Source organism: Pantoea sp. X-Soil-TKNS-1207 (assembly GCF_059730485.1).
In genome coordinates this window covers 2,953,585-2,974,738 of the sequence record NZ_AP035958.1, presented here as the reverse complement: position 1 = coordinate 2,974,738, position 21,154 = coordinate 2,953,585, and the positions used below count along the sequence as shown (strand labels likewise).

Sequence of the window (21,154 nt, the reverse complement as noted above, 5' to 3'; positions counted from 1 at the left end):
TTATCAGATTAATCAAAGAAACGAAGCAGATTTCAGCGCTGCCCCGCTCAGATGGCATAACTTTGCGCTTTGCCGGTAAAACTCGGGGGATTCCTGGCCGCTGCGCGCCCCTAACCGGCGTTTAGTGACTATAGTTAACCCACAGGTAAGTTAAATACATGGAGGAACTGCATAGTGTCATCTACAGATCAATTTGAAACCCGCCTTGATGACGATCTGGCCTTGCTGACCGAAACGCTGGAAGAAGTGTTGCGTTCGTCAGGCGATCCGGCCGATCAGAAATACATTGAACTGAAAAGCAAAGCCGAGCAGGCGCTGGAAGATGTGAAATCACGCGTCAGTCAGGCCTCTGACAGCTACTATTATCGGGCGAAAAAAGCCGCTTACCGCGCCGATGATTATGTGCATGAAAAACCCTGGCAGGGGATAGGTATCGGCGCGGCTGCCGGCCTGTTTGTCGGCCTGTTGCTGGCTCGCCGTTAATGGTTTACCGGGCGCGAACCTCTCGCGCCCATCCTTTCCCGCCTCTCTCTCCGCCTGAAATCCTCCGCTTCCGCATCCACGGCGATTGTGTTTCTGTCACGCACTTCCTACAGTAAGGCGACAGGGATAAGGAGAATAAAACGTGATACGAGTTGAAATGCTCTCAACGGGCGATGAAGTGTTGCATGGACAGATTGTCGATACCAACGCCGCCTGGCTGGCCGATGTGCTGTTCCAGCATGGGCTGCCGATGACCAGCCGCAGCACGGTGGGCGATGCCATGACCTCGCTGGTGGAGGCGCTGCAAAGCCGCAGCCAGGTCGCCGACGTGCTGATTGTGAATGGTGGCCTTGGGCCAACCAGCGACGACCTTAGCGCTCAGGCGGCCGCCACAGCCAGCGGCACCGGCCTGGTGCTGCAACAGGCGTGGCTGGAGAAAATGGAAGCCTGGTTTGCCAGCCGCGGACGGGTGATGGCGCCGGGCAACCGCAAGCAGGCCGAAATCCCGGCAAATGCCGAATTGATCGATAACCCGGTGGGCACCGCCTGTGGCTTTGCGCTGCAACTCAATCGCTGCTGGATCTTCTTCACCCCCGGCGTACCGTCGGAATTTAAGGTGATGGTGGAACAGGAGATTCTGCCGCGCCTCAAGGCGCGCTTTGAACTGCCGGAGCCGCCGCTGTGCCTGCGTCTGACCACCTTTGGTCGTGGCGAAAGCGATCTGGCGGCGGAGCTGGAGCCGTTACCGCTGCCCGACGGCGTGGTGATGGGTTATCGCTCCTCAATGCCGATTATTGAAATCAAACTGACCGGGCCAGCCAGCCAGCGTGTGGCGATGGAGCAGGTGTGGCAGCAGGTCAGGCTGCAACTGGCGGAATGTACCATCTTCGAGGGCACCGAAGGGCTGCCAGGTCTGCTGGCGCGTCAGTTAACCGAACGGGGGTTGCGTCTGGCGACCAGCGAGCGTTACACCGCCGGTTTACTGCACTGGCAGCTGGCGTCAGCCGGGGTTCCGCTGAGCGCCGCCGAAATTTTGCCGGCGCAGTCTGAAGATCTTGAGAGCCAGGTCGGACGTACCCGCGCCCTGGCGGCACAGCAGGGAAGCGCCCTGGCATTGTCTGTTGGTCATCTCGATGACGGCGAAGTGTCGGTGGCGCTGCATACGCCGGAAGCCAGCTGGGGCCAGCGCGTGAAGTTTACGCACGGGCGTCATAACGTGGAAACGCGGCAGAAGGTGGTGGCGATGATGGCGATGAATATGCTGCGCCGCTGGCTGCACGGCAGCGAAGTCAGCACCGGGCACGGCTGGGTTGATGTGCTGGAGACGGTGAAGATTTAGCGGTTACCAGGTGCGCATAAATGCGCACCCTACAATTATCTGATGCCGACCTGGCGCAATGAATACGCGCCATCGAATGTAGGGTCGGCATTGATGCCGACCTGGTCATTACAGCTCGATCTCAATCTCGCCTTTGGCTTTACAGCAGCAGGGCAAAAACTCGCCCTGCTGAATAAACGCCAGCGGCGTCTCGGCGTACTGCACTTCACCCTTCAGCAGGCGCATCCGGCAGGAGCCGCAATAGCCTTCACGGCACTGAAACTCAACGCACACATTATGCGCTTCCAGCGTCGTCAGCAGATTGGGATGATCTTCTGCGCACTCCAGCCGGGTGCCGGAGCTGCGCAGAATCACGACGGAACGACTCATCCTTACAGCTGGAAATCGTTAAAGTCGTCTTCGCCCACTTCAGAGTCAATCTGACCCACCAGGTACGAGCTGACTTCAACTTCCTGCGGCGCCACCTGCACGTTGTCAGAGACCAGCCAGCTGTTGATCCACGGAATCGGGTTCGAACGCGTCTGGAAGGGCAGATCGAGACCAACCGCCTGCATACGGATGTTGGTGATGTACTCAATGTACTGGCACAGAATGTCTTTATTCAGGCCAATCATCGAACCGCCGCTGAACAGATACTCCGCCCACTCTTTTTCCTGCTCGGCTGCTTTCTTAAACAGGTCGTAGCATTCGTCGCGGCATTCTGCGGCGATCTCTTTCATCTCCGGATCGTCTTCACCGGTACGCATCAGGTTCAGCATATGCTGCGTCCCGGTCAGGTGCAGCGCTTCGTCACGGGCGATCAGACGGATAATCTTGGCATTCCCTTCCATCAGCTCGCGCTCGGCGAAGGCAAATGAGCAGGCGAAGCTGACGTAGAAGCGGATGGCTTCCAGCGCATTCACGCTCATCAGGCAGATATACAGCTGCTTTTTCAGCGCGCGCAGCGATACGGTGACGCTTTTACCCGCCACCTGGTGGGTACCTTCACCCAGCAGATGCCAGTAGTTGGTCATCTCGATCAGATCGTCGTAGTACTTAGAGATATCCTGCGCACGCGCGAGGATCTGCTCATTGGTGACGATATCATCAAACACCAGCGACGGATCGTTAACGATGTTGCGGATGATGTGGGTATAAGAACGCGAGTGGATGGTCTCGGAGAACGCCCAGGTTTCAATCCAGGTTTCCAGTTCCGGGATCGAAATCAGCGGCAGCAGCGCCACGTTCGGGCTACGGCCCTGGATGGAATCCAGCAGCGTCTGATACTTCAGGTTGCTGATAAAAATGTGTTTTTCGTGTTCCGGCAGCGCCTGATAGTCGATGCGATCGCGGGAAACGTCCACTTCTTCCGGACGCCAGAAGAAGGAGAGCTGCTTCTCGATCAGCTTTTCGAAGATGTCATATTTCTGCTGGTCGAAACGGGCAACGTTAACCGACTGGCCGAAAAACATCGGCTCTTTCAGCTGGTCATTCTTGGTTTGCGAGAATGTGGTGTAAGCCATAGGGATGTCCAAATGTGAACGGGCCGACAGCTGTCGACCCCGAAAACCGGAGGGCGGAGCCGCGGCTCCACCCTTTAATTAAATCTTACAAGCGCCGCTTTCGCAGCCGTCGTCCTGAATGGACGGCGCCAGATCGTCCTGCGCATCCTCAGCACCGTCACGGGTGTTTTGGTAGTACAGGGTTTTCACGCCAAACTTGTAAGCGGTCAGCAGGTCTTTCAGCAGCTGCTTCATCGGTACTTTACCGTTAGCAAAGCGGCTCGGATCGTAGTTGGTGTTCGACGAAATCGCCTGGTCGATAAACTTCTGCATCACGCCAACCAGTTGCAGGTAACCATCGTTCGACGGCATTTCCCACAGCAGTTCGTACTGATCTTTCAGACGCTCATACTCCGGCACCACCTGACGCAGAATGCCGTCTTTCGAGGCTTTGATGCTGATGTGACCGCGCGGCGGCTCAATACCGTTGGTGGCGTTGGAGATCTGCGAAGAGGTCTCAGACGGCATCAGGGCAGACAGCGTCGAGTTACGCAGGCCGTGCGTTTTAATCGACTCACGCAGCGCTTCCCAGTCGAGGTGCAGCGCTTCGTTGCAGATGGTATCGAGATCCTTTTTATAGGTATCGATAGGCAGAATGCCCGCTGCATAGGTGGTTTCGTTGAACCACGGGCAGGCGCCTTGCTCTTTCGCCAGCTCGTTTGAGGCCTTCAGCAGGTAATACTGGATGGCTTCAAAGGTTTTGTGCGTCAGATTGTTGGCGCTGCCATCGGAGTAACGTACGCCGTTTTTCGCCAGGTAGTAAGCGAAGTTGATCACGCCAATACCCAGGGTACGACGACCCATAGCACCGCGCTGAGCGGCCGGGATCGGGTAATCCTGATAGTCGAGCAGCGCATCAAGGGCGCGCACTGCCAGAATCGCCAGCTCTTCCAGATCGTCGAGGCTGTCGATCGCACCGAGGTTGAACGCGGAGAGCGTACACAGGGCGATTTCACCGTTTTCGTCGTTGACGTCTTCCAGCGGCTTGGTCGGCAGCGCGATTTCCAGGCACAGGTTAGACTGGCGCACCGGCGCGATAGCCGGATCAAACGGGCTGTGGGTGTTGCAGTGGTCAACGTTCTGGATGTAGATACGGCCGGTTGAGGCGCGTTCCTGCATCATCAGCGAGAACAGATCGACCGCTTTAACACGCTGTTTGCGGATGCTGTCGTCCTGTTCGTATTTGGTGTACAGACGTTCAAATTCGTCCTGATTGGCGAAGAACGCGTCGTACAGGCCTGGCACGTCAGACGGGCTGAACAGGGTGATATCTTCACCTTTCAGCAGGCGTTGATACATCAGCTTGTTAAGCTGCACGCCGTAGTCCATATGACGCACGCGGTTGCCTTCCACGCCACGGTTGTTTTTCAACACCAGCAGGCTTTCCACTTCCAGATGCCACATCGGGTAGAACAGGGTGGCTGCACCGCCACGCACGCCGCCCTGGGAACAGGACTTCACCGCCGTCTGGAAATGTTTGTAGAACGGGATACAGCCGGTATGGAAGGCTTCACCGCCACGGATCGGGCTGCCCAGTGCGCGGATGCGACCGGCGTTAATACCGATACCGGCGCGCTGGGAAACGTATTTCACGATGGCGCTGGAGGTGGCGTTGATGGAATCCAGGCTGTCGCCGCACTCGATCAGTACGCAGGAGCTGAACTGACGGGTCGGGGTACGCACGCCAGACATGATCGGCGTCGGCAGCGAGATCTTGAAGGTGGAGACCGCATCATAGAAACGCTTAACGTAATCCATACGGGTATCACGCGGATAGCCGGAGAACAGGCAGGCGGCGACCAGAATGTACAGGAACTGCGCGCTTTCGTAGATTTCGCCGGTGACGCGGTTTTGCGCCAGATATTTGCCTTCCAGCTGCTTCACCGCCGCATAGGAGAAGTTCATATCGCGCCAGTGGTCAATAAAGCCGTCCATCTGCTCGAACTCTTCTTTGCTGTAGTCTTCCAGCAGATGGCGATCGTATTTGCCCATATCGACCATGCGCGTAACCTGGTCGTACAGCTTAGGGGGTTCGAACTGACCGTAGGCTTTTTTACGCAGATGGAAAATCGCCAGACGCGCAGCGAGGTACTGGTAATCCGGGGCATCGCGAGAGATGAGGTCTGCAGCGGCCTTGATGATGGTCTCATGGATATCAGAGGTTCTGATGCCATCATAGAACTGGATGTGAGAACGCAGTTCAACCTGTGAAACTGAGACGTTGTTCAGCCCTTCGGCAGCCCAGTCCAGTACACGGTGAATTTTGTCGAGATCAATGCGCTCCTGGCGGCCATCGCGTTTAGTAACGAGCAGACTTTGGTTCATGTCGCGTTTTTACCTTTGCGTGAGTATCCAAAAATTAAAAGAAATCCCGGTTTATACACAGCATATTCATTGTGAATAATGTTGTGGATAAACACTACATCTTGGGGGTGAGGGGAAAAACCATAACAATATGGAGGCATATTTTAGTATTTTACTGCGGGTTAACAAGAGGAAAAAATGATGTTTCCGGGGGTTGTAATTTTTGCGAAATTTCTTAGGCCTTGTCTTATAAGGCTCCACCTCGTGTCAACCAGAATGGAGATTTTTTTCAGAAGTTGATCGAGCGCGTATTTCTTATTCAATCCTCTCCGGCAAGCCAAATTTCTGGTGAAAAAATGGCGGACCAGGCCAGGCCCATCCGGATTTATCCGGGATTCGTTATGAATTTTTTATGACGCCAGGCCGTTAAGACGCCGGATCGGCATGTCAGCCGACCCGGCAAACGCAATTTATAAGCCCGGCGCTTTCCACATCGAGGTGGTCAGCCCGCTATCCACCAGCGTCAGCTGATCGGCATAGACTTGCTGCCAGACCGTTTTCTGTTGTTGATAAAGCGCATGATGTTCAGCATCGGGCTGAAACTCCCGCTCCCAGCGCACCAAATCACGGCCGGTATCGGCCAGGCTGGTGTACAGCCCGGCACCCACGCCAGCCGCAATCGCACAACCCAGCGCGGTCGCTTCTTTCACCTGCGGCACCTTCACCGGCAGGCCGGTGACATCACTCAGAATCTGGCTCCACAGTTTTCCCTTCGCACCGCCCCCGGCAAACACCAGATGCGGCGCACGGACGCCGGAAAAGGCGGCAACCTGGTCGAGGTTGCAGGCGGAGACGATGGCGGCATTCTCCTCCAGCGCGCGGAACAGCGTCTGCTTATTACAACGTTCGGGATCGATGGAGAGGTTAATAAAGGAGGGCGCGGCGTGATACCACTTGCTGAAATGCATCGCATCGGAGAACACCGGCATCACGCCCCAGGCGCCAGCCGGAACGCGCGCGGCCATCTCTTCCAGCAGGCTGTAGCAATCAACCCCCAGCCGCTGCGCCAGCAGTTTTTCCTCGCTGCAAAACGCATCGCGGAACCAGCGCATGGTCAGGCCGGTAAAAAAGCTGATGGCTTCCGCCTGTGCCATGCCGGGGATCACATGCGGATTGACGCGAATGTTCATCGCCGGATCGACCTGCGGCTGCGGCAGGTTCACCACCTGCTGCCAGAAGGTGCCGCCCAGCACTGCGGTTTCCCCGGCGTTGACCACCCCGAGTCCCAGCGTGCCCAGTTGCACATCGCCGCCGCCCATCGCCACCACCGTCCCTTGCAGCAGCCCGCTGGCCTCAGCCGCACTGGCGGTGACGTGCCCCAGCAGCGTACCCGTCTCCGCCACGGGCGACAGCATATCGCCGCGCAAACCCGCCATCTCCAGCAGATCGGGTCGCCAGTTGCGGGTGCTGAGATCGAGCAGCCCGGTGGTGCCCGCGTTGGAAGGATCGACGGCCAGCTCGCCGCTGAGGCATTTCGCCAGCCAGTCACTGATCATCGTCAGGGTAGCGGCCTGACGATAAATATCGGGCCGATGATGCGCCAGCCACAGCAAACGCGGCATCGCCCCGAGCGCCAGGGTTTGCCCCGAGCATTGATAAATTTCGCGTTCAAACGCGCCGTGATGGATCTCTTTCAGTTCGCTGACTTCGCGGCTGGCGCGGGCGTCGACGTTGGCGCAGGCCCAGATAGCCTCACCGGCTTTGTTATACAACACGATGCCTTCACGCATCGAACAACAGGCCACGCCGCGTATCGCGCTGGCGGGCAGCTGCGCCTGCTGCAACACCTGACGGATGCACTGGCAGGCCAGCTGCCAGTTCTTTGTCAGATCAAACTCCATCGAGCCGGGCACATCGGGCAGGGCGAGGTGCTGCCATTCCGCCTGTGCCACCGCCACCTGCTGGCCTTGCTGATTAAAAATCACCGCGCGAATGCTGCCGGTGCCGGCGTCGAGCGCCATTAAATGCGGGGCGTGGGATAGTGTCATCTCTGCTTCTCCAACGGAAAACCTGATCGGACCGATCCCACCGCTCAGGCGACTACAATAAAGCCAGCATCACGCGGGCCGTTTCCTCTTCCGTCACCAGGGCATTAATACGCGCGCCTTTCAGCGCTGCAACAATCGCCTCGGCTTTCTCGGTTCCCCCCGCAACACCGACCACGGTGGGGATAATTGCCAGTTCGCCGGGGCTGACGGCAATCAGTTCATCATGGATCGGCATGGCGGCGGCAAGCTGCCCGTCTGCGCACATAAAATAGCCAAGGATGTCGCCGACGGCGCCTTTACGTGCATACATCAGCTGCTCGCCTTCGCTGATATAACCTGAGCGCAAAATGGTGGCCTGCTGTTTCTGATTCAGCGCGCCGATGCCGACAACCGCCACATCGGCGGCACAGGCCGCCAGCATCACATCTTGCACGCTGCGCTCCTGGCGCAGGATCTGCGCCACGCTGGCACTGGAAGCGCGCAGCGGCGCGGGGATAATGCTGATAGCGCACGCCGGGTCGAGCTGGCCGATGCCGGTCATATACGGGCCGACACCGCCGGAGAGCGTCACCATCCGAATCTGCTGCGAGGCGATAAAGCCGCTCAGATGTTGCAGGGTATTCATGGTGGTGGCGCCAAATCCCACCGCCAGCAGCTGCTGCGGCTGAAGCACCGACATCAGCATCTGCGCCGCGCCCACTCCCAGCCGCTGGCTGAGGCTGGCACCCGCCAGCTGCGGCAGTACCCGCACCTGTTTCAGCGGGAAATGTTCGAGCAGCGCATGTTCCAGCGTCAGACAGCCCTCATAGCGCGAATTAATCTGTACGCGAATCACGCCGGACTGACGTCCTTTCTCCAGCAGACGTGACACTTTCAGGCGCGTCAGCCCCAGCCGCTCGCCGATTTCGTTCTGCGTCAGGCCGTCGTGGTAATAGAACCAGGCGGTGCGCGCCAGCAGTTCTTCTTCGCCCATACTGTTGTCCACAGTGAGGCCCGTTGCCGGGTTAAGATCGTTTTTCATAATGAACACTTTATAAAAGTTAGATCAATTGTTCGTTTTGGGTGTTAAAGAAAATGTGACCTTGCTGGCAGTTCGCACAACAAGTCATCCGCAATCATACGCCGCAAAGGCGCGAAAGAACAATCTGTGACCGCTGCGAGAGTTTTATCGTAAAAGCTTTACCAGGATTGTGAACATAATGTATTTAAAAAATCATTTGTTCGTAACGGGAGCGGCGATGGCGCAGGAACAGATTAACGGGCAGCCCAGCGTGCTGTTGCAGATCACCGGCATCAGTAAAGCCTTCTCCGGGGTGCCGGTGTTGCGCGGTATCGATTTTCAGCTGCGTGCCGGGCAGATCCACGCGCTGCTCGGTGGCAACGGGGCGGGCAAATCGACGCTGATGAAAATCATCGCCGGTATCGAACAACCGGATAGCGGCACCATCGCCCTTGCCGGACAGCCGCTGACCCTGATGACGCCTGCCAAAGCGCACCAGTGCGGCATCTACCTGGTGCCGCAGGAGCCGCTGCTGTTTCCCAGCCTGACGGTACGGGAAAATATCCTGTTTCGCCTGACGCGCGCGCAGGCGGATAACCACAAATTACAGACCCTGCTGACGCAAATGGGCAGCACGCTGCCGCTGGACGCGCTGGCGGGCACCCTGGCGGTCGCTGATCAGCAGCAGGTTGAGATCCTGCGCGGCCTGATGCGCGATGCGCGGGTGGTGATTTTTGACGAACCCACCGCCTCATTAACGCCGGTGGAAACCGAGCGGCTGTTTCTGCTGATACGCCAGCTGGCCGGGAAGGGCGTCGGCGTGGTGTTTATTTCCCATAAGTTGCCGGAAATGCGTGCGCTGGCGCATCAGGTCAGCGTGATGCGCGACGGCTGCGTGGTGCTGCATGGCAGCATCGCCCGCTACGATGATGATGCCCTGGTGGCGGCAATGCTGCCGCAGGAGCCGCCACCGCCGCTGAGTGCAGAACAGCAGCTGTGGTTACAGGCCGGCGCCACGTCAGCGACGCGCCAGGGCGAGATCGTATTGCAGGTTGATGCGCTGAGCGGCGAAGGCTTTCGCCAGATTTCGTTGCAGGTAAAGGCCGGGGAGATCCTTGGGCTGGCAGGGATTGTTGGCGCAGGACGTACCGAACTGGCCGAGACGCTATACGGCTTACGCCCCGCCAGCAGCGGCAGCGCGCGTTTGCAGCATCAGTCGCTGCTGGCGCTCCCGACAGCGGATCGTCTGCGGGCGGGGCTGGTCTATCTGCCGGAAGATCGGCAAAGCTCCGGCCTCTATCCCGACGCTCCGCTGGCGTGGAACGTTACCGCGTTAACCCTGCAACGGCGTAGCTGGTGGCTGCGACCGCAGCAGGAGCGGGCGGTGCTGACGCGTTACCAGCGCGCGCTCGGCATTAAATTCAGCCACAGCAACCAGCTGGCCCGTACGCTCTCCGGGGGGAATCAGCAAAAACTGCTGCTGGCGAATTGCCTCGAAGCGCTGCCAAAAGTGTTGATCGTCGATGAGCCTACGCGTGGCGTGGATGTGGGCGCGCGTGCCGATATTTATCACCTGCTGCGCTCGGTCGTGGCGCAGCAGGTGGGGTTGATCATCATCTCCTCAGACCTGGATGAAATCGCGCAGCTGGCGGATCGCGTGGTGGTGATGCATCACGGCGAGCTGGTGGGCGAGTTAGCCCAGGCGGCGGTGAATGTCGAAAATATCATCCATATGGCCTGGGGGCGTAGTGCTCAGGCGGCAGGAGAACATTGATGCTGAGATACCTGCAAACCCACCGCGAGCTGAGCACGCTGCTGGCGATTGTGGTGCTGTTTCTGCTGCCGTGGCTGCTGGATCGCCAGAGCGCCAGCCTGCAACTGGTGGGGATGATTTTTGGCAGCGCGCAGATCGCCATCCTGCTGGCGATGGGCGCGACGCTGGTGCTGCTGACGCGCAATATCGACGTCTCCTGCGGTTCTACGATGGGACTCTGTGCCGCGGTGCTTGGCGTGCTGCTTAATCAGGGGCTATCGCTGCCCGTTGCCTGTGGGGCGACGCTGGCCGCCGGTATGTTAGCCGGGCTATTTAACGGCGTGCTGGTGGCCGGACTGCGTATCCCGGCGATTGTCGCCACCCTTGGCACCCTCGGATTGTATCGCGGCCTGATGCTGCTGCTGACCGGCGGTAAATGGATTGAGGGGCTACCGGAACAACTCAAGAGCCTCGCGGCACCGGCGATCGGCGGCCTGTCGCCACTGGGCATGATGATTCTGCTGCTGGGCGTGGCGATGATGCTGTTCCTCGCGCGTACCGCCGCCGGACGCAACTTTTACGCCACCGGCGACAATCTGCAAGGCGCGCGCCAGCTGGGGGTGCCGGTGCATCAGGTGCGTTTGCTGGCCTTTACCGCCAATGGCGCGCTGGCAGCGCTGGCTGGCATCGTATTTGCCGCGCAAATCGGCTTTGTGCCGAATCAGACCGGTACAGGCATGGAGATGAAAGCGATTGCCGCCTGCGTGCTGGGCGGCGTCAGCCTGCTGGGCGGTTCCGGCACCCTGTTGGGCGCGGTGCTGGGCGCGTGGTTCTTAACCCAAATCGACAGCGTGCTGGTGCTGTTGCGACTGCCAGCATGGTGGAACGATTTTATCTCCGGGCTGGTGCTGCTGGCGGTGCTGGTGATTGATGGCCGCTTACGCCAGGCGCTGACGCGGCGCTTACATCGCCAGAAATATGCGCGTTTTTTAACGCCAGCGGCGCGAAAAAAAACACGCGCTGAACCGCCGTCCGCTTCGCGCCGGGGAGCCACCGAATGAAAGGTTATCTGAACTGGGAAGGGGCGCTGGCGTTGCTGCTGGTGCTGGAGATCCTGCTGTTTGGCTGGGCTAATCCGCGGATGCTGAATATCGATACCTTGTTGTTCAGCACCAGCGATTTTATCACCGTCGGCATTGTGGCCTTGCCGCTGACGCTGGTGATCGTTGCCGGGGGCATTGATATCTCGTTTGCGGCGGTGACCGGTTTATGCGCCATCGCATTGGGCATTATGCTGCAAAGCCAGTGGTCGTTGCCGGTCGCCTTGCTGTGCACGCTGCTGTTGGGCAGCCTGTGCGGATTACTTAATGGCGCGCTGATCCTCTGGACCGGGGTAAACCCGCTGGTGATCACCCTTGGCACCCTGTATCTGTACGGCGGCGGCGCGCTGCTGCTGTCGGGGCTGGCCGGAGCCACCGGTTTTGAAGGGATTGGCAACTTCCCCTCCGCCTTCACCGACTTAGCCAACCTCACGCCCCTCGGCATCCCTATGCCGCTGCTGCTGTTTATGCTGCTCTGCCTGCTGTTCTGGCTGCTGATGCACCGCACCCGCACCGGGCGCTACGTATTCCTGCTTGGGCAAAATTTGCGTGCGGCGCGCTACGGCGCGCTGCCGGTGAACCGTACGCTGCTGCTGCTCTATAGCCTGGTCGGACTGGCTTCGGCGATCGCGGCGGCGGTGATGAGCGCCTATTTCGGGTCGGCGCGTGCCGATCTCGGCGCGCCGCTGCTGATGCCCGCCATCACCGCCGTGGTGCTGGGGGGCGCAAATATCTACGGCGGGGCGGGTTCGGTGCTGGGCACCGCGCTGGCGACGCTGCTGATCGGCTTTTTGCAGCAGGGGTTACAAATGGTGGGAGTGTCGAGTCAGGTCAGTAATGCGCTATCGGGCGCGCTGCTGATCCTTGCGGTGATCGGTCGCTCCTGGAGCCTGAATCCAGGCATTGTGCGCCAGCTTAGCCGGCGCTTGCGTGCGCGACTCATGCGACGTCCCGCATCTTACCAGGAGTAAAATTATGAAAATGCAGAGGTTATCTCTGGCGCTGTGTTGCGCGCTCGGCGTCAGTCTGAGCGCGCAGGCCGCCGAACGTATCGCCTTTATCCCTAAGCTGGTGGGCGTGGGTTACTTCACCAGCGGCGGCAAAGGGGCGACCGATGCGGGCAAAGCGCTCGGCGTGGATGTGACTTATGACGGCCCGACTGAGCCAAGCGTTTCCGGCCAGGTGCAGATGATCAATAACTTCGTCAACCAGGGTTACAACGCCATTGTGGTGGCTGCCGTCTCACCGGACGGACTCTGCCCGGCGCTGAAGCGTGCGATGCAGCGCGGGGTTAAGGTGCTGACCTGGGATTCGGACACCAAACCGGAATGCCGCTCGATTTATATCAACCAGGGCACTCCGACGCAGCTGGGCGGTATGCTGGTGGACATGGCGGCCAGCCAGGTGAAAAAGGACAAAGCGAAGGTGGCGTTCTTCTATTCCAGTCCGACGGTGACTGACCAGAACCAATGGGTGAAAGAAGCGAAAGCGAAAATCGCCAAAGATCATCCCAACTGGGAAATTGTCACCACCCAGTATGGCTATAACGATGCCACCAAATCGTTGCAGACCGCAGAAGGGATACTGAAATCCTGGACGGATCTGGATGCGATTATCGCTCCGGATGCCAACGCGTTGCCGGCGGCGGCTCAGGCCGCAGAAAACCTTGGCCGTAAGAATGTTGCGATTGTTGGCTTCAGCACGCCCAACGTGATGCGGCCCTACGTTAAACGCGGCACGGTGCAGCAGTTTGGCCTGTGGGACGTGGTGAAGCAGGGGCGGATTTCGATTGCGGTGGCCAGTCAGCTGCTGAAGGGCGATCTCAATCCTGGCGACAGCTTACAGGTGCCTGACGTGGGTAAAGTCACCGTCTCCAGCAATAGCGTGCAGGGCTACAATTACGAAGCCAAAGGGAACGGCATCGTGCTGCTGCCGGAACGCGTGGTGTTTACCAAAGACAACATCGACAACTACGATTTTTAAGGAGAGAGCGGATGGAAGTCACGCTGGTGGAAATCAATGTAAAGTCTGACTGTATCGACGAATTTCTGCGGGTATTTAAGGCCAATCATTTAGGCGCGGTGCAGGAGCCAGGTAATCTGCGCTTCGATGTCTTGCAGGACCGCGAGGTGCCGACGCGTTTTTTTATCTATGAAGCCTACGCGGATGAAGCCGCGGTGCTGGCCCATAAAAAAACACCGCACTATCTCGCCTGTGTCGACGCGCTGGAGGCGCTGATGACCGGGCCAAGAAAGAAAACGGTGTTTAACGGCGTATTTCCGGAATAGCGCCGCGCATTGATGAGGGAGGCATCAATGCCTCCCCTGCACGGGTTACGCCTGACGGTGGGTATGCACCATATAGTTCACATCCACGCCGCGGCCGAGGCGGAACTGATTGGTCAGCGGATTGTAGTGCAGGCCAATCATTCCCTGCTCACGCAGCGGGGTTTCGTCCACCCAGTTGAGCAATTCCGCCGGACGGATAAATTTCTTCACGTCGTGGGTGCCGCGCGGCACCATACGCATGACGTATTCGGCACCAAAGACCGCCAGCAGCCAGGCCTTCGGGTTGCGGTTGATGGTGGAGAAGAACACCTCACCGCCGGGTTTCACCAGCTGCGCGCACGCCAGCACCACCGAGCGCGGATCGGGAACGTGCTCCAGCATCTCCATACAGGTGACGACATCATATTGACCGGCGTGGCTGGCAGCGTGATCTTCCACCGTCTGCTGCACGTAATCGACGCTGATACCACTTTCCAGCGCATGAAGGCGCGCCACTTCCAGCGGCTCCGCGCCCATATCTAATCCGGTAACGTTCGCGCCTTCGCGCGCCATGCTTTCCGCCAGAATGCCGCCGCCGCAGCCAACATCCAGCACTTTCTTACCAAACAAACCGTTGCTGTGCTGGGCAATCCAGCCAAGACGCAGGGGGTTGATGCGGTGTAATGGCTTAAATTCACCCTCTAAATCCCACCAGCGCGATGCGACTGCCTCAAACTTGGCAATTTCAGCGTGATCGACGTTCTGGCGGCTTTCCTGCGGTTGTTCATTCATTGAATCATGACTCCTGACAAAATGTGGCCTCAGTATAAACGCTTAAGCGCGACCCGCGCACCTCTCACGACGAAGGAAAAGCCGTATTAAACCGCGCTTAACATTCACCCCATGTAAGCGATGTGATATACTTTCGCACCTTTGAAATCCGGGATTATGTAGAGGGATAGCGGCTCCATGAGCGACCTTGCGAGAGAAATTACACCGGTCAATATCGAAGAAGAGTTGAAGAACTCATATCTCGATTACGCCATGTCGGTCATCGTTGGCCGAGCCTTACCCGATGTACGTGATGGCCTGAAGCCAGTGCACCGCCGTGTGCTTTTTGCCATGAGCGAACTGGGTAACGACTGGAACAAACCCTATAAAAAATCCGCCCGTGTGGTCGGTGACGTTATCGGTAAATATCACCCCCATGGTGATTCCGCCGTATACGACACCATCGTCCGTATGGCCCAGCCTTTTTCCCTGCGTTATATGCTGGTGGACGGACAAGGCAACTTCGGCTCCATCGACGGCGACTCCGCCGCAGCGATGCGTTACACCGAAGTGCGTATGTCGAAAATCGCCCACGATCTGTTAGCCGACCTGGAAAAAGAGACCGTCGATTTCGTTCCGAACTATGACGGTACCGAACAGATCCCTGAAGTTCTGCCGACCAAAATTCCTAACCTGCTGGTAAACGGTTCATCCGGTATCGCCGTGGGTATGGCAACCAACATTCCACCGCATAACCTGCGTGAAGTGATTAACGGCTGCCTGGCTTACATTGATGATGAAAACATCAGCATTGAAGGGCTGATGGAACACATCCCAGGGCCGGATTTCCCGACTGCCGCCATCATCAATGGCCGCCGTGGCATTGAAGAAGCCTATCGCACCGGTCGCGGCAAGATCTATATCCGCGCCCGTGGCGAGGTGGAAGCCGACGCCAAAACCGGCCGTGAAACCATCATCATTCACGAGCTGCCGTATCAGGTGAACAAAGCGCGCCTGATCGAAAAGATCGCCGAGCTGGTGAAAGAGAAGCGTGTCGAAGGCATCAGCGCTCTGCGCGATGAGTCTGACAAAGACGGTATGCGCATCGTGATTGAGATCAAACGCGATGCCGTGGGCGAAGTGGTGCTCAATAACCTCTATTCGCTGACGCAGTTGCAGGTCTCCTTCGGTATCAACATGGTGGCGCTGCATCAGGGCCAGCCGAAGATTATGGCGCTGAAGGAGATTCTGGAAGCCTTCGTTCGCCATCGTCGTGAAGTGGTGACGCGTCGTACCATTTTCGAACTGCGCAAAGCACGCGATCGCGCGCATATCCTTGAAGGTCTGGCGATTGCGCTGGCGAACATCGACCCAATTATCGAGCTGATTCGTCGTGCGCCAACCCCGGCGGAAGCGAAAAGCGGGTTGATCGCGCAGTCGTGGGAGCTGGGTAACGTCGCCGCGATGCTGGAGCGTGCCGGTGATGACGCCGCGCGTCCGGAATGGCTGGAAGCGCAGTTCGGTATCCGCGACGGTCAATACTACCTGACCGAGCAGCAGGCGCAGGCCATCCTCGATTTGCGTTTGCAGAAACTGACCGGCCTTGAGCACGAAAAACTGCTCGACGAATACAAAGAACTGCTCGACCAGATTGCTGAACTGATCCACATCCTGCAAAGCGCTGAGCGTTTGATGGAAGTGATCCGTGAAGAGCTGGAACTGATGCGTGACCAGTTCGGTGACGATCGCCGTACGGAAATTACCGCGAACAGCGCCGATATCAACATCGAAGACCTGATCAATCAGGAAGATGTGGTGGTAACGCTGTCGCATCAGGGTTATGTGAAGTATCAGCCGCTGAGCGACTATGAAGCCCAGCGTCGTGGCGGGAAAGGCAAATCCGCGGCACGTATTAAAGAAGAAGACTTTATCGATCGTCTGCTGGTGGCCAACACCCACGACACGATTCTGTGCTTCTCCAGCCGTGGCCGTCTCTACTGGATGAAAGTCTACCAGCTGCCGGAAGCCAGCCGTGGTGCGCGTGGTCGTCCGATCGTCAACCTGCTGCCGCTGGAAGCCAACGAACGTATCACCGCCATTCTGCCGGTACGTGAGTACACCGAAGGCTTCAACATCTTTATGGCTACCGCCAGCGGTACCGTGAAGAAAACCGCGTTGCAGGAGTTCAGTCGTCCGCGTAGCGCTGGCATCATCGCGCTTAACCTGCGCGATGACGACGAGCTGATTGGCGTCGCGCTGACCAACGGTAGCGATGAAGCCATGCTGTTCTCGGCGGCGGGTAAAGTGGTGCGCTTTGCCGAGAGCGCGGTGCGCGCAATGGGCCGTACCGCATCCGGTGTTCGCGGCATCAAACTGGCGCAGGGCGATCGCGTGGTCTCGTTGATTGTGCCGCGTGAAGATGGTGCCATCCTCACCGTGACGCAGAACGGCTACGGTAAACGTACCGCCAACAGCGAATACCCGACCAAATCCCGTGCGACGCAGGGTGTGATCTCCATTAAGGTCACCGAGCGCAACGGACCGGTCGTCGGTGCGGTGCAGGTGGTCGATAGCGATCAGATCATGATGATCACCGATGCCGGTACGCTGGTGCGTACTCGCGTGTCGGAAGTCAGCGTGGTGGGTCGTAACACCCAGGGCGTGATTCTGATCCGTACTGCGGACGATGAAAACGTGGTTGGTCTGCAACGCGTTGCTGAGCCGGTGGAAGAGGAAGAACTCGACGCCATCGACGGTAGCGTGGCTGAAGGCGAAGACGACATCGCGCCAGAAGTGGACAGCGATGACGACGCACCGGAAGCGGACGAAGAAGAGTAATCCGCCACGGTGATTAATCACGGCAGGTCAGGGCAACCGACCTGCCGTTTCTTTATCTGAGTTTTCGCCTAAGCAGGCGCGCTGTCTGGCTTTTTAGCATCGATAAAGCTAGTGTATGTGCAATCTTCAACATCCCGATAACTTCTTGCCGTAGTGAGCCGCTTTTGAAATATCTCGTCTCCTTTCGCACTACGCTCCGCATCTCGCGCTATTTGTTTCGCGCGCTGGCGCTGCTGCTCTGGTCGCTGGGTGCGTTGCTGACCACCTTCTACATCATCAACGTGCTGCACGAGAAAGAGAACGCGGTTCGCCAGGAGTTCGCCACCAACTACGGTCAGGCGGAATGGTATGTGCGCCATTCGGCGGATGTAATGCGCGAGCTGAAATACATCACCGAAAATCGTCTCACCAGCAGCGCCAGTGGCCTGGATGTACTCAACGGTATGCCTACCGGCAAAGGCACCCTGCCGCAATTTACCCCGCTGTTTTCCGACGGTGACTGCACTTCGATGAGCAGCACCTGGCGCAATTCGCTCGATTCGCTGAGTTATTACATCAACTACTGGAAAAGTAACTTCGCTTCGGCCTATGAACTGAATCGGGTGTTCTTTATCGGCGGGGAAAATCAGTGCCTGGCCGATTTTGCCATCGGCAGCAATACGGTGGATCGTGAACGCAGCCTGAAAGCGCTGCGCGAGCGCGTGCTGCATTATCGCAACAGCAATGAAGAAGAACGACGCAACCCGATGTACTGGATCACCCCAAGTACCCAGCCGGGGGTCGGCAGTTTCTATATGGTGATGCCGGTCTACGTGGCGAACAAGTTGCAGGCGCTGCTGGGGGTTGAACAAAATATCCGTCTGGATGAGTTTATTCAGCCAGGCGGCTTGCCGCTGGTGGCGACCATCACTGATGAAAACTACCGTCCGCTGCTGACTTCGCGCCGTGGCGGCCCAGGCTACTCACTCGACGATCTGCCGGATGACAAAACCTGGTTCGGCTACCTTGACGGTTATCGCCAGCTGGTGCTGAAAAAGCCGTTGCCGCCGTCCGATCTTAACGTGGTCTGGTCACTCTCTACCGACGTGCTGGTGGATCAGCTGAAACTGATGCTGATTAACGCCCTGCTGCTGAATATCCTCAGCGCGCTGCTGCTGTTTACTCTGGCATGGATCTTCGAACGGCGCATGTTCCTGCCAGCGGAAGATAACGCCCATCGGCTGGAAGAACATGAGCAGTTCAACCGTAAAATCGTCGCCTCGGCACCGGTTGGCATCTGTATTCTGCGCACCAGCGATGGCACCAATATTCTCAGCAATGAACTGGCGCACAACTATCTGACGCTACTGACGCAGGAAGACCGCCAGCGCCTGAATGAGATCATCGGCGGCCAGCAGGTGAATTTTGTTGATGTGCTGACCGGCAGCAACACCAACCTGCAAATCAGCTTTGTGCATTCGCGCTATCGTAATGAAAACGTGGCGATTTGCGTGCTGGTGGATGTCTCAGCGCGCGTGCGAATGGAGCAGTCGTTGCAGGAGATGGCGCAGGCGGCAGAGCAGGCGAGTGCGTCGAAATCGATGTTCCTTGCCACCGTCAGCCATGAACTGCGAACGCCGCTGTACGGCATTATCGGCAACCTCGATCTGTTGCAGACCAAAGCGCTGCCGAAAGGGGTGGATTCGCTGGTCACGGCGATGAACAACTCCTCCAGCCTGCTGCTGAAAATCATCAGCGATATCCTCGATTTCTCGAAAATTGAGTCTGAGCAGCTGAAAATCGAACCACGCCCGTTCTCGCCGCGCGAAGTGGTCAACCATATTGTCGCCAACTATTTATCGCTGGTGGTGCGCAAGCGCCTGGCACTGTACGTGCTTATCGAAAATGATGTGCCAGTGGTGCTGGATGGCGATCCGCTGCGTCTGCAACAGGTGATCTCCAACCTGCTGAATAACGCCATCAAATTCACCCATGCCGGCTGCATCATCCTTCATGCCTATGTGAAAGAGGGCTATCTGGCGTTCCGCGTGCGGGATACCGGCGTCGGTATTCCGGCGAAAGAAGTCACCCGTTTGTTTGACCCGTTCTTCCAGGTGGGGTCGGGGGTGCAGCGTAACTTCCAGGGCACCGGCCTCGGCCTGGCGATCTGTGAAAAGCTGATCAACATGATGGATGGCGATATCGAGGTGGATTCTGAACCGGGTATGGGCAGCCAGTTTGTGGTGCGTATCCCGATCTACGCCGGGCAGCAGGCCGCGCCGCCATTGCTGGATGGTTTGCAGGAGAAAGCCATCTGGCTCGACCTGCGTAATGATTATCTCGCCAGCTTCCTGTTACGCCTGCTGCTGGAGCAGGGGATGCAGGTGGCGCGTTATCAGGGGCAGGCGGGCAGCGACGATGTGATTATCAGCGATCACCATGAAGCGCCGCAGCAAAGCGTGCGGGCGCATATTCACATCAGCGGTGATCATATCGATATGCCGCAGGAGAGTGCGCCGGGACAGTGGGTGCACAGCAGCGCCACCCTGCATGACTTACCGGTACTGCTTGGCCGCATCTATCGCATCGCCATCGACAGCGAAACCAGTACGCCGCTGGCGCTGCCGGAGCAGCTGGCGCAGGAAGCCAGCTATGAAGACATCATGATATTGATTGTCGATGACCATCCCATCAACCGTATGCTGTTGTCGGAGCAGCTCGGGACGCTCGGGTATCAGGTGAAAACTGCTCAGGATGGCGTCGATGCGCTGAATGTTATCAGCCGCAACCATATCGACATCGTCCTTAGCGACGTTAACATGCCGAATATGGACGGTTATCGCCTGACGCAGCGTCTGCGCCAGCTGGGACATGCGTTCCCGGTGATCGGGGTGACGGCCAATGCGCTGGCGGAAGAGAAGCAACGCTGTATGGAAGCGGGCATGGATAATTGCCTGTCAAAACCGGTGACGCTGGATGTACTGAAAACCACGCTGGCGCTGTATGCGGAGCGGGTGAGGAAAGGACGTCGGGAAGGGTAGTGCAGCAACAGGCGGTGCCGGGCACCGCCTGTCAGGGATTACTCTTTCTCTACCTGGGTAGCGCTAACAGAAGAGAGATAGTTCAGCAGCGCGATATCGTTATCGACGCCCAGTTTCATCATCGCTGATTTCTTCTGGCTACTGATGGTTTTAATACTGCGGTTCAGTTTCTTGGCGATTTCAGTAACCAGGAAACCTTCAGCGAACAGACGCAGCACTTCACTCTCTTTCGGTGACAGACGTTTGTCACCGTAACCGCCCGCACTGATTTTCTCCAGCAGCTTGGCCACGCTTTCCGGCGTATATTTCTTGCCTTTTTGCAGGGCCGCCAGCGCTTTAGGCAGGTCGGTCGGCGCGCCTTGTTTCAGCACGATCCCTTCGATATCCAGATCCAGTACCGCACTCAGGATCGCCGGGTTATTGTTCATGGTCAGAACGATAATCGAGAGATCCGGATAGTGGCGTTTGATGTATTTGATCAGGGTAATGCCGTCGCCATACTTCTCACCTGGCATGGAGAGATCGGTGATCAGAACATTGGCATCCAGTTTGGACAGGCTATTAATCAGTGCTGTTGAGTCTTCGAACTCACCTACAACGTTGACCCATTCAATCTGTTCCAGAGACTTACGGATACCAAACAGAACAATTGGATGGTCATCGGCAATAATTACATTCAGGTTATTCATC

The 21,154-nt window shown here is 57.7% G+C and carries 16 protein-coding genes; 9 read left to right on the top strand and 7 right to left on the bottom strand.

Translation table 11 applies throughout. The features are described 5' to 3' along the window. The first annotated feature begins 174 nt into the window (after positions 1-174). Both elaB and AC6I8V_RS13855 read left to right on the top strand, forming a co-directional pair. Entirely contained in the window at positions 175-483 is a 309-nt protein-coding gene (gene elaB / locus AC6I8V_RS13860; RefSeq protein ID WP_497842838.1) for a stress response protein ElaB, read from the top strand. Between the two features lie 142 nt (positions 484-625). Further along, positions 626-1,822 carry a nicotinamide mononucleotide deamidase-related protein YfaY gene (locus tag AC6I8V_RS13855; RefSeq protein WP_497842836.1) on the top strand — a complete coding sequence of 399 codons (1,197 nt, stop codon included), beginning with the start codon at positions 626-628 and terminating at the stop codon, positions 1,820-1,822. Between the two features lie 108 nt (positions 1,823-1,930). On the opposite strand, the gene yfaE is transcribed toward AC6I8V_RS13855, so the two are convergent. The 5 genes from yfaE to lsrR form a co-directional block, all read right to left on the bottom strand. Next, on the bottom strand, positions 1,931-2,191 hold the full coding sequence (gene yfaE, locus AC6I8V_RS13850; protein WP_497842835.1) for a class I ribonucleotide reductase maintenance protein YfaE: 261 nt from the start codon (positions 2,189-2,191) through the stop codon (positions 1,931-1,933). A 2-nt stretch (positions 2,192-2,193) separates the two neighbouring features. Beyond that, the gene (nrdB, locus tag AC6I8V_RS13845) at positions 2,194-3,324 is read right to left on the bottom strand and encodes a class Ia ribonucleoside-diphosphate reductase subunit beta (protein WP_497842834.1); all 1,131 of its coding nucleotides are present in this window, start codon (positions 3,322-3,324) and stop codon (positions 2,194-2,196) included. Between the two features lie 78 nt (positions 3,325-3,402). Further along, positions 3,403-5,688, bottom strand: coding sequence for a class 1a ribonucleoside-diphosphate reductase subunit alpha (gene nrdA, locus AC6I8V_RS13840; RefSeq protein WP_497842833.1), 2,286 nt, complete (start codon positions 5,686-5,688; stop codon positions 3,403-3,405). 449 nt (positions 5,689-6,137) lie between these two features. Continuing rightward, positions 6,138-7,715 carry an autoinducer-2 kinase gene (lsrK, locus tag AC6I8V_RS13835; RefSeq protein WP_497842832.1) on the bottom strand — a complete coding sequence of 526 codons (1,578 nt, stop codon included), beginning with the start codon at positions 7,713-7,715 and terminating at the stop codon, positions 6,138-6,140. A 52-nt stretch (positions 7,716-7,767) separates the two neighbouring features. Then, complete coding sequence (gene lsrR / locus AC6I8V_RS13830) at positions 7,768-8,736, bottom strand: transcriptional regulator LsrR (RefSeq protein ID WP_497842831.1); 969 nt, start codon at positions 8,734-8,736, stop codon at positions 7,768-7,770. 217 nt (positions 8,737-8,953) lie between these two features. Here lsrR and lsrA point away from each other — a divergent pair, with 217 nt between their 5' ends. From lsrA to lsrG, 5 genes are read left to right on the top strand one after another with little or no spacing between them, the layout of a single operon-like run. After that, the gene (gene lsrA, locus AC6I8V_RS13825; protein WP_497842830.1) at positions 8,954-10,489 is read left to right on the top strand and encodes an autoinducer 2 ABC transporter ATP-binding protein LsrA; all 1,536 of its coding nucleotides are present in this window, start codon (positions 8,954-8,956) and stop codon (positions 10,487-10,489) included. Continuing rightward, entirely contained in the window at positions 10,489-11,529 is a 1,041-nt protein-coding gene (gene lsrC, locus AC6I8V_RS13820; RefSeq protein WP_497842829.1) for an autoinducer 2 ABC transporter permease LsrC, read from the top strand. Before lsrA ends, lsrC begins: the two co-directional genes overlap by 1 nt. Continuing rightward, the gene (lsrD, locus tag AC6I8V_RS13815) at positions 11,526-12,539 is read left to right on the top strand and encodes an autoinducer 2 ABC transporter permease LsrD (RefSeq protein ID WP_497842828.1); all 1,014 of its coding nucleotides are present in this window, start codon (positions 11,526-11,528) and stop codon (positions 12,537-12,539) included. Before lsrC ends, lsrD begins: the two co-directional genes overlap by 4 nt. Positions 12,540-12,543: 4 nt before the next feature. After that, positions 12,544-13,551: an autoinducer 2 ABC transporter substrate-binding protein LsrB gene (lsrB, locus tag AC6I8V_RS13810; protein WP_497842827.1), complete on the top strand. Its 1,008-nt coding sequence runs from the start codon at positions 12,544-12,546 to the stop codon at positions 13,549-13,551. Positions 13,552-13,562: 11 nt separating this feature from the next. Beyond that, positions 13,563-13,856 carry a (4S)-4-hydroxy-5-phosphonooxypentane-2,3-dione isomerase gene (gene lsrG / locus AC6I8V_RS13805; protein WP_497842826.1) on the top strand — a complete coding sequence of 98 codons (294 nt, stop codon included), beginning with the start codon at positions 13,563-13,565 and terminating at the stop codon, positions 13,854-13,856. A gap of 45 nt (positions 13,857-13,901) precedes the next feature. On the opposite strand, the gene ubiG is transcribed toward lsrG, so the two are convergent. Then, positions 13,902-14,627, bottom strand: coding sequence for a bifunctional 2-polyprenyl-6-hydroxyphenol methylase/3-demethylubiquinol 3-O-methyltransferase UbiG (gene ubiG / locus AC6I8V_RS13800; RefSeq protein WP_497842825.1), 726 nt, complete (start codon positions 14,625-14,627; stop codon positions 13,902-13,904). Between the two features lie 177 nt (positions 14,628-14,804). Between ubiG and gyrA the strand changes: the two genes are divergently transcribed. Beyond that, positions 14,805-17,444 carry a DNA topoisomerase (ATP-hydrolyzing) subunit A gene (gene gyrA / locus AC6I8V_RS13795; RefSeq protein ID WP_497842824.1) on the top strand — a complete coding sequence of 880 codons (2,640 nt, stop codon included), beginning with the start codon at positions 14,805-14,807 and terminating at the stop codon, positions 17,442-17,444. Between the two features lie 164 nt (positions 17,445-17,608). Further along, entirely contained in the window at positions 17,609-20,464 is a 2,856-nt protein-coding gene (rcsC, locus tag AC6I8V_RS13790; RefSeq protein ID WP_497842823.1) for a two-component system sensor histidine kinase RcsC, read from the top strand. A gap of 38 nt (positions 20,465-20,502) precedes the next feature. Here rcsC and rcsB read toward each other — a convergent pair whose 3' ends face one another. Next, the gene (rcsB, locus tag AC6I8V_RS13785; RefSeq protein WP_128602942.1) at positions 20,503-21,153 is read right to left on the bottom strand and encodes a response regulator transcription factor RcsB; all 651 of its coding nucleotides are present in this window, start codon (positions 21,151-21,153) and stop codon (positions 20,503-20,505) included. Position 21,154: the final 1 nt, after the last annotated feature.

Coding starts and splice junctions, on each gene's coding strand:
- yfaE (WP_497842835.1), bottom strand. CDS start 2,191: ATGAGTCGTTCCGTCGTGATTCTGCGCAGCTCCGGCACCCGGCTGGAG.
- nrdB (WP_497842834.1), bottom strand. CDS start 3,324: ATGGCTTACACCACATTCTCGCAAACCAAGAATGACCAGCTGAAAGAG.
- nrdA (WP_497842833.1), bottom strand. CDS start 5,688: ATGAACCAAAGTCTGCTCGTTACTAAACGCGATGGCCGCCAGGAGCGC.
- lsrK (WP_497842832.1), bottom strand. CDS start 7,715: ATGACACTATCCCACGCCCCGCATTTAATGGCGCTCGACGCCGGCACC.
- lsrR (WP_497842831.1), bottom strand. CDS start 8,736: ATGAAAAACGATCTTAACCCGGCAACGGGCCTCACTGTGGACAACAGT.
- lsrA (WP_497842830.1), top strand. CDS start 8,954: ATGGCGCAGGAACAGATTAACGGGCAGCCCAGCGTGCTGTTGCAGATC.
- lsrC (WP_497842829.1), top strand. CDS start 10,489: ATGCTGAGATACCTGCAAACCCACCGCGAGCTGAGCACGCTGCTGGCG.
- lsrD (WP_497842828.1), top strand. CDS start 11,526: ATGAAAGGTTATCTGAACTGGGAAGGGGCGCTGGCGTTGCTGCTGGTG.
- lsrB (WP_497842827.1), top strand. CDS start 12,544: ATGAAAATGCAGAGGTTATCTCTGGCGCTGTGTTGCGCGCTCGGCGTC.
- lsrG (WP_497842826.1), top strand. CDS start 13,563: ATGGAAGTCACGCTGGTGGAAATCAATGTAAAGTCTGACTGTATCGAC.
- ubiG (WP_497842825.1), bottom strand. CDS start 14,627: ATGAATGAACAACCGCAGGAAAGCCGCCAGAACGTCGATCACGCTGAA.
- gyrA (WP_497842824.1), top strand. CDS start 14,805: ATGAGCGACCTTGCGAGAGAAATTACACCGGTCAATATCGAAGAAGAG.
- rcsB (WP_128602942.1), bottom strand. CDS start 21,153: ATGAATAACCTGAATGTAATTATTGCCGATGACCATCCAATTGTTCTG.